Source organism: Mycobacterium sp., assembly GCF_049683355.1.
Classification (GTDB): domain Bacteria; phylum Actinomycetota; class Actinomycetes; order Mycobacteriales; family Mycobacteriaceae; genus Mycobacterium.
In genome coordinates, this window is record NZ_JBAUJB010000441.1 from 1 (window position 1) to 7,854 (window position 7,854).

Annotated in this window: 9 protein-coding genes and 3 pseudogenes; 7 read left to right on the forward strand and 5 right to left on the reverse strand. The window is 67.9% G+C overall.

What is annotated here, in order from left to right:
- Positions 1 to 291 (reverse strand): TetR/AcrR family transcriptional regulator (locus WA944_RS25250; RefSeq protein WP_526647454.1); only part of this gene is annotated, 291 nt, incomplete at its 3' end.
- A 131-nt stretch (positions 292 to 422) separates the two neighbouring features.
- On the opposite strand from WA944_RS25250, the gene WA944_RS25255 reads away from it, so the two are divergent.
- From WA944_RS25255 to WA944_RS25270, 4 genes and pseudogenes are all read left to right on the forward strand, one after another.
- A complete protein-coding gene (locus WA944_RS25255) occupies positions 423 to 1,004 on the forward strand; it encodes a hypothetical protein (protein WP_526373311.1) in 582 nt (193 codons plus the stop codon).
- A 173-nt stretch (positions 1,005 to 1,177) separates the two neighbouring features.
- A pseudogene (locus WA944_RS25260) lies at positions 1,178 to 1,531 on the forward strand (SDR family oxidoreductase); the annotation flags it as partial.
- Positions 1,532 to 1,610: 79 nt separating this feature from the next.
- Complete coding sequence (locus tag WA944_RS25265) at positions 1,611 to 1,892, forward strand: hypothetical protein (protein ID WP_526373316.1); 282 nt, start codon at positions 1,611 to 1,613, stop codon at positions 1,890 to 1,892.
- The gene (locus WA944_RS25270) at positions 1,889 to 3,331 is read left to right on the forward strand and encodes a cytochrome P450 (protein WP_526373314.1); all 1,443 of its coding nucleotides are present in this window, start codon (positions 1,889 to 1,891) and stop codon (positions 3,329 to 3,331) included. Before WA944_RS25265 ends, WA944_RS25270 begins: the two co-directional genes overlap by 4 nt.
- Positions 3,332 to 3,410: 79 nt before the next feature.
- On the opposite strand, the pseudogene WA944_RS25275 reads toward WA944_RS25270, so the two are convergent.
- A pseudogene (locus WA944_RS25275) lies at positions 3,411 to 3,979 on the reverse strand (GXWXG domain-containing protein).
- A gap of 45 nt (positions 3,980 to 4,024) precedes the next feature.
- Between WA944_RS25275 and WA944_RS25280 the strand changes: the two are divergent.
- Positions 4,025 to 4,399 (forward strand): YchJ family metal-binding protein, encoded by a 375-nt coding sequence (locus WA944_RS25280; RefSeq protein WP_526647455.1) that lies wholly within the window; start codon positions 4,025 to 4,027, stop codon positions 4,397 to 4,399.
- Here WA944_RS25280 and map read toward each other — a convergent pair.
- Positions 4,396 to 5,177: pseudogene (map, locus tag WA944_RS25285) on the reverse strand (type I methionyl aminopeptidase). The gene WA944_RS25280 and the pseudogene map sit on opposite strands and share 4 nt — an antisense overlap.
- A gap of 51 nt (positions 5,178 to 5,228) precedes the next feature.
- On the opposite strand from map, the gene WA944_RS25290 reads away from it, so the two are divergent.
- Positions 5,229 to 5,495 carry a helix-turn-helix domain-containing protein gene (locus WA944_RS25290; RefSeq protein ID WP_526373308.1) on the forward strand — a complete coding sequence of 89 codons (267 nt, stop codon included), beginning with the start codon at positions 5,229 to 5,231 and terminating at the stop codon, positions 5,493 to 5,495.
- An 8-nt stretch (positions 5,496 to 5,503) separates the two neighbouring features.
- Here the strand turns inward: WA944_RS25290 and ald are convergent, their stop codons facing one another.
- Positions 5,504 to 6,631: an alanine dehydrogenase gene (gene ald / locus WA944_RS25295; protein WP_526373306.1), complete on the reverse strand. Its 1,128-nt coding sequence runs from the start codon at positions 6,629 to 6,631 to the stop codon at positions 5,504 to 5,506.
- A gap of 94 nt (positions 6,632 to 6,725) precedes the next feature.
- Between ald and aldR the strand changes: the two genes are divergently transcribed.
- Positions 6,726 to 7,241 (forward strand): HTH-type transcriptional regulator AldR, encoded by a 516-nt coding sequence (gene aldR, locus WA944_RS25300; protein WP_526373304.1) that lies wholly within the window; start codon positions 6,726 to 6,728, stop codon positions 7,239 to 7,241.
- Between the two features lie 7 nt (positions 7,242 to 7,248).
- Here the strand turns inward: aldR and WA944_RS25305 are convergent.
- A partial coding sequence (locus tag WA944_RS25305) for an NAD-dependent epimerase/dehydratase family protein (protein ID WP_526647456.1) occupies positions 7,249 to 7,854 on the reverse strand: 606 nt, incomplete at its 5' end.

Genomic DNA, 7,854 nt, shown 5'->3' on the forward strand with positions numbered 1-7,854 from the left:
CTCCTCGATCGGCGCGTCGACGGCGCCGGCCACGGCCTGCACAGTGGCGGCGCGCACGGCCTCGGCGATCTCGTCCACCGTCGCGGCCGCGAGGGCATCGAGGTCGGTGAAGTTCTCGTAGAAGTAGCGCTTGTTCAATCCCGCCGCGGCGCAGATCTTGTCGACGGTGATCACCCGCCACTCGTCGCCGGCCATGGCGTCGAGCGCAGTCTCGATCAACCGCGCACGGCGCCGGCTGCGTCGGTCGGCCGCGCTCTGGCCTGCGTAGCTGCGTTGCGGCGTGTCGGGCACGCCTTGATCGTCGCATCTCCGGCCCCAGGGGCGGGACCCTTGATGACACGTGTCACGTCAATCTGGCACATTTTCGTACCAGAACTAGGGTAGCGAGATGCGTCCCTGCGGCGCAGCGAAGGAGGGCATTGATGACCGACGTGTCGACAGCGGAACAGCGAGTTTCTCTGATGGCGGAGTTGAAAGACCTGGCGGCGACGTCGCCGGTGCTGGCCCGCCGGCTGGGATGGGACCGGTTGCGCGAGATCGGCGCCGCCGGCCGCCACGACGAGTTGCGCGCACTGTTCGGACGCGGTGACGCACCGGAGGGTCCTCACGGTGCGATGGAGGGGATGGTCGTCGGGAAACTGTTCGGCATTCCCGAGGCCCAACTGGCGAACCCGCTGATGAAGCTCGACCCGACCTGGCGGGACAAGACTTTCGACCAGGCCGCCGGAACGGGTTTCAACCGGCTCAGCCCGCTGGGGAAGTACACGCTGCGGGCGGTCGCGCCCATGTACCGCGGGATGCGCCGGGTCGGGTCCGAGGTCGAGGGATTCGACTTCCATCACCGGATCGACACCGCCGCGGCCGCTCCCTTCATCAAGGTGCGCGCGCTGGACTACGGTTCGCCTGAGCATCGCAACCCGAGCGTGCGGACCTTCCCGATCAAACGCACCCGCGACGAGATCGTGGAACTGCTGCCCGGCCTGTATCTGGGCCGGCGCTGTTGACGATGCCCAGCAGGGAGGTCCGCCTGATCGCGTACTTCGCGTTGCGCGAGTTCACCGATGAAGGCGCAGTTCGGTCATGAGCGACCTCGCCGGCGCAGTCGTGTGTGTCACCGGCGGTGCCCGGGGGCATCGGCAGGGCAACGGCCGCCGAGCTGGCACGGCGCGGTGCGAACGTGTTGATCGGCGACCTCGACGCCGACGAAGCCGCACGAAGCGCTGCCGAGATCGGAGCTCGGTCAACATATCTGGATGTCACAGACCCCGCGAGTCTGACCGCTTTCCATGAGCTCGCCGGTGCCGAGGGTCCACCCGCGATGCTGGTGAACAACGCCGGTATCCAGCACATGGGGCCGTTCGCCGAGCAGCGGCTCGTGCAGTACCACCGGGAAGTCGCGGTCAACCTGGTCGGTGTCATCAACGGGATGCATGTGTTTCTTCCCGGAATGCGCGAACGCGACCGCGGCCATATCGTCAACATCGCGTCGATGGCCGCCAAGGTCACCACCCCGGGGATGTCGGTGTACTGCGCCACCAAGTACGCGGTCGCCGCGCTGTCGCGTGCCGTGCGTGCTGAAATCGCCCGGCACCGCAGTCAGTCTCACTACCGTGATGCAGACCGCGGTGCACACCGAGCTGACCGCAGGGGTCTCGCTGGACCTGTTGCCGACCCGGCAGCCGGAGCAGATCGCCAGGGTGATCGCCGACAGCGCGGGGCATCCGCATCGCGAGATCACCGCCCCCCGTTGGCTGGCGCCGATCGGCGCGCTGGAGGAGATCGCCCCGGAGCCGTTCATGCAGCGTCTCAAGAGCCTCGCGACGCTGCGCCGCCCACCCGGGCATTACGACCCCGCGGGCCGGCGGGCCTACCTCGAGCGGATCGGCCGATGACCGCGGTCCTGTCGGGTGAGACCGCCGCCGGCGCCAAGAACCGCCTGCAGTCGGCCGCCGCATCGGTCACCTCCCGCTACCCCAGCAGGGACCGGCCGCTGGCGTCGCCGGCGCAGTCGTCGCACCTCAAACCCGTGATGGGCAACTACGGGTTCCCGTTCCTCGGCCACCTGATGAGCTCGCTGGTCGACCCACTCGACTTCGCCAGGAGCCGTTACCGCCGCTACGGGCCGGTCTCGTGGGCCGGGGGAGTCGGGTTTCGCATCGTCACGTTGCTGGGCCCCGAAGCCCTGGAGGCAGCCTGGATCAACAAGGACAAAGCCTTCTCCAGCACCCGGGGGTGGGCGCCGGTCATCGGGCCCTTCTTCCACCGCGGCATCATGCTGCTCGACTTCGAAGAGCACTGCGATCACCGCCGCATCATGCAACAGGCCTTCACACGCACCGCCCTCGACGGATATCTGGCACTGATGCGACCCGGCATTGCCAGGACAGTGACCAGTTGGCCCAGCGCCCAACGTTTTCCGTTCTACCCCTCGGTCAAGCACCTGCTCCTCGAGCAAGCCGCCGAGGTGTTCGTCGGCGCGCCACTCGGGCACGAGTCCGATCGGTTGTCCGCCGACTTCCATGACACCGTGTGCGGGGGCCAGGCGATCCTGCGCGCGGACATCCCGGGCGGAGTGTGGGCGCGCGGGTTGCGGGCGCGCGAACGCCTCGAACGGTACTTCGCCGCTCAACTGCCCAGCCGGCGCGCCGGAGACGGCGCCGACCTGTTCTCGATGCTGTGCCGCAGCCGCAGCGACGACGGGCAGCGGTTCAGCGACGCGGACGTCGTCAACCACATGATCTTCCTGCTGATGGCCGCCCATGACACCAGCGCCATCGCGATCTCGATGCTGGTCTACGAGCTCGGCCGTAACACCGGGTGGCAGAACGTGTTACGTGAAGAGGCGATGGCAAGCGGCGCCGGCGATCTCGAGCCCACGGACGTCTCGACGCATCCGCTGCTGGACGCGGCGTTCAAGGAGATCCTGCGGATGTACGCCCCGGCGGGAACCCTGTTCCGGCAGGCGATCGAGGACACCGAACTCGCCGGCCACTACATCCCCCGCAAGAGCCAGGTGGCCATCAACGTCTACGCCTCCATGCGGCTGTCCGACTGGTGGCTGGACCCCGACCGCTTCGACCCCGGACGATTCCTGGACGGCGCAGACGCAGCCTTGGTGCACCGGTACGCATTCGCCCCCTTCGGCGGCGGTGTGCACAAGTGCATCGGTCAGCAGTTCGCCGACATGAACGTCAAGGTGATCATGCACCAGCTGCTGCGACACTTCGACTGGTCTGTGCCCGGAGGGTACCGGCTCCGGCTGACCTGGGGGACCGGTCCCACCCCCGCCGACGGCCTTCCGATCACCCTGCGGCGGCGCCAGCCCCATTAGCCTCGGTGCCGTGACGGAGTTATCCAGACGGCACCTGCTGCTCGGCAGTGCTTCCCTGGCCGCCCTCGCGGTGGCCGACCTATACCAGCGGCAGTGAGTCGTCGCGCCGCAGCACGAAGAAGTACGGCGCCCGGATGCCGCGCAGATCCATTGCGCCCAGGACGGTTTCGGATCCGGCGGAGTCGTCGAGAAACCGGAACACGTCGTTGATCGGCAGTTGGTCGTAGATCATGGTCGCGGTGTCCACGTCGCGGTAGCGCGTCGTGCGCAGTCGGGCCTTGGGTCCGCGTGCCTGAAGGGCGAGCTTGAGCGTGGTGATCACACCCGTGAAGTTCTGTCGCTTCAGGGCCGGGATCTTGGTGGCCAAGCCGAGGCCGCCGAACGCCAGCGCGGGGTTCAGCGCCCACAGCGCGGCACCGTCGCCGGTGGGGAACAACAGCGGGTGAACGGTTTCGGAGTCCAGGAACGCTTTGCCCCACCATCCGCTGGCGGCCAGCATGCCGTCGAGCGGATGGCCGGTGGGCAACTCGGCACCGTGCCACTGGCCGATCATGAACTCCGGTGCGAGGTGGGGCAGGAGTCGAACAGGGCCAGCGCATCGGCGGTGGTGGTCGGGGCGTTGGGAAGGACGTCGGTGAGCGAAAGCATGCCCACACGTTACTTGACAGCTGTCAAGTCAGGCACACTGTATCGGTGCGACCCGATACCCCCTGTCCCTGCGGAACCGGCGATCCCTTCGGCCGGTGCTGCCTGCCGCTGCACATCGGCGACCGACCGGCACAGATGGCCGAAGAGCTGATGCGGTCTCGCTACAGCGCGTATGTCGTCGGCGACACCGAGTACGTGTGGCGGACGTGGCATCCGCGCACCCGTCCGGAAGACATCGGGAACGGCACGGTGACGTGGTCGCGACTCGAGATCATCGATGTCGCCGGTGCCGGCGAGGGCGACGAATCAGGCGAGGTGGAGTTCCGCGCCCACCACCGCCACGGCGTCATGCACGAACGGTCTCGGTTCGCCCGGCGCGCCGGCCGGTGGTTCTACGTCGACGGAGACGTGCGCGACTAGCGCACCGACGTAAGGATCCGGGGGCCGCTTTCGGTGATGGCGATGGTGTGTTCGGAGTGGGCGGTGTTCGACCCGTCCGCCGATCGCAGGGTCCAGCCGTCGGCGTCGATCACCAGACGGTCACTGCCGCGTGCCCACCACGGTTCCAGGGCGAGCGCCATTCCGGGCCGCAGCAACAGGCCGCGTCCACGCCGGCCGCGATTGGAGACGTGCGGATCCTCGTGCATTGTGCGTCCCAGCCCGTGGCCACCGAACTCGGCGTTGACCCGGTACCCGGCCTCGGTGGCGACCTCGCCGATCGCAGCGGAGATGTCACCGAGGTGACCCCCGGCACCGCGGCGGCGATGCCCGTGTCGAGTGCGCGTCGCGTCGATTCGATCAGCGCTGTGTCGGCGTCACCGTCACCGTCTCCGGCGCCGACGCCGACGACGACGGTGACCGCGGCGTCGGCCACCCAGCCCTCGATCGACACCGCGAAGTCGAGGGTCAACACGTCGCCGTCGCGCAGCACGTAGTCGTGCGGCATACCGTGCAGCACAGCGTCGTTGACCGACAGGCAGATGACGTTGCGGAACGGGCCGCGACCGAACGACGGGGCGTAGTCCCAGTAACACGATGTCGCGCCGCGGTCGTCGACCAGCCCGCGGGGCCGGTGCTCGAGCTGCATCAGGTTCACTCCCGGGTGCGCCTCGGCCGACAACGTCTCCAGCGTCTGCGCAACGAATTCACCGGTCACCGCCATCTTGTTGATCTCTGCGGCAGTCTTGAGCTCGATCACGCGTGATCCCCGTTTCAGCACCGGTATTTGAATACCGACTATGCTGGCCCCATGGTGCGTGTACCTCTGAGTCCGGATCAGGTGCGAGCCGGGCAGCGCCTCGGCGCGCTGATCAGGGCGGCCCGGGGCGGTCGCGATCCCGAGGTGATTGCGCGGGACGCCGGGATCTCACCGGAGACACTGCGCAAGATCGAGGTCGGCCGGATGCCGAGCCCGGGTTTCGGGACGGTGGTCGGGCTGTGCGGTGCCCTCGGGCTCCCCGTGCAGGACGTCGTGGACGCCTGGGACGGTGTCGACGACCAGCCGGTGGCCATCTAGGCCGTCGGTCAGGCCAGCAGGCCCGCCGGATCGGTGAACGGCAGCTCGAGGTCGGCGGCCACCTGCTCGGACAGCAGCGCGCCCTCGTGGGTCGAGAGTCCCTTCGCCAGAGCCGGGTCGGCGCCGCAGGCGCTCTTCCAGCCCTTGTCGGCGAGCTTGAGGACGTAGGGCATCGTGGCGTTGGTCAGCGCGAAGGTCGACGTCCGCGGCACTGCGCCCGGCATGTTGGCCACGCAGTAGAAGACGGTGTCGTGCACGGGGAACGTCGGGTCGTCGTGGGTGGTAGGCCGCGAGTCTTCGAAGCAGCCGCCCTGGTCGATCGCGATGTCGACCAGGACCGCACCCGACTTCATCTGGGCGACTGTCGAATTGGTGACCAGCTTGGGCGCCTTCGCGCCTGGCACCAGAACAGCGCCGATCACGAGATCGGCTGCCTTGACCGCATCGTCGAGGTCCAGCGTCGAGGAGTAGCGGGTCTCGATGGCGCCGCCGTATTCGGCGTCGATCTTGCGCAGCGTGTTGACATTCAGGTCGAACACCGTGACGTGTGCGCCCATACCCCAGGCCACCGCGGCGGCGTTGTCGCCTGCCATCCCGCCGCCGATGACGACGACCTTGGCCGGGGCGACGCCGGGGACGCCGCCCATCAGCACGCCGCGACCGCCCTTGGTGCGCATCAGGTGGTAGGCGCCGACCTGCGCGGACAACCGCCCGGCCACCTCGGACATCGGCGCGAGAAGAGGGAGTGCCACCGACCCGTCCGATCCGGTGGTCTGCACGGTCTCGTAGGCGATCGAGGTGGTCCCGGAGGCCAGCAGCGCGTCGGTGCACGGCCTGGAGGCAGCCAGGTGGAGGTAGGTGAACAGCGTCTGTCCTTTGCGCATCCGCGAATACTCGGCCTCGATCGGCTCCTTGACCTTGAGCAGCAGGTCCGCCTCGGCCCACACCTCGTCGGCACCGGTGACAAGCTGTGCGCCCGCGCGCTTGAAGTCCGCGTCCGAGATCGCCGATCCGTCGCCGGCGCCGGACTCGATGAGGACCTCGTGACCGCGGCGGACCAGCTCGGCGACCCCCGACGGGGTGATCGCCACGCGGAACTCGTTGTTCTTGATCTCGGTCGGGATGCCGACACGCATGATCGCTCCTAAGAGTGTTGGTTGTTGGTGCCAATTGTGAAGAACTGCCCGAGTACACGCAATATTCTTGACTATCTTTCGATAGTCTGGGCTCATGGGTGAAGATTCATCACAACCTGCCGCTCGGCAGCCGCGGTCACCGAAGGATGTTCGGCCGGCCGTGATCGATGACGTCGACCGGCGGATCCTGACCGCGCTGCACGCCGACGCCCGCATGTCCAACAGCGCGCTGGCCGAGCTTGTCGGTATCGCCGCGTCGACCTGCCACGGCCGGGTGCGCCGGCTGCAGGAGGTCGGCGTGATCCGCGGCTTCTACGCGGACATCGACCCGGCCGCCATCGGCCTGACGCTGCAGGCGATGATCTCGGTCAGCCTGCAGTTCAACGCGCGCAGCAAGATCCGCAACTTCATCCAGCACATCCGCCGGATGCCCCAGGTGATGGACGTGTATTTCCTGGCAGGCGCCGACGACTTCATCCTGCACGTGGCCGCGCGGGACACCGACGACCTGCGGTCGTTCGTCGTGGAGAACCTCAACGCCGACGCCGATGTCGCAGGCACGCAGACGTCGCTGATCTTCGAACATCTGCGAGGGGCGTCGCCGTTGTGACGTGTTGTCAGCCGACCAGTTCGGGATGAAACGTCGTGACCATTCGTCGGATCCCGTCGCGCCAGTCGACCGTCGTGCCGCCGGTGAGCTCACGCATTCTGGTGGAGTCGGTGGGTCCGCCGCGCAGCGCCTGGGTGCTGTCCTCGAACACGGGCTCTCGGCCGACGATCGAACCGATGTAGCGGGCCCACTCCTGCAGGCTGACTTCCTGTTCGCCGCACCAGTTGGCGGTGGTGGCCGGTACCGACGCCGCGTCGAGCAGCTTGGGCAGCGTGGCGATGATGTCGTCGTCGTGGATCGGGTTGTAGCGCGCCGGCCCGCCGGGCGGAACCGGAATCGGAGCCCCGTTCAGCATCATCTCCATGTGGTAGAACGGCCAGCCGCCGTGGTCGCCGTAGGGCACGTTGAGGCGCGCGATGACGGTCGGCACACCGAGGGCCCGCGCCACCGACCGCGCCACCACCTCACCGGCGATCTTGGAGATGGAGTAGGTGGGGAACATCGACTTGTGGTTGTCCCCGAGCGCGGTGGACTCGGTGCGGGGTTCGTCGTCCGGCGGGTCGTAAACCGCCGCCGAGGAGCACTGCAGAAAGGCTTTTGCATCGGGACAGTG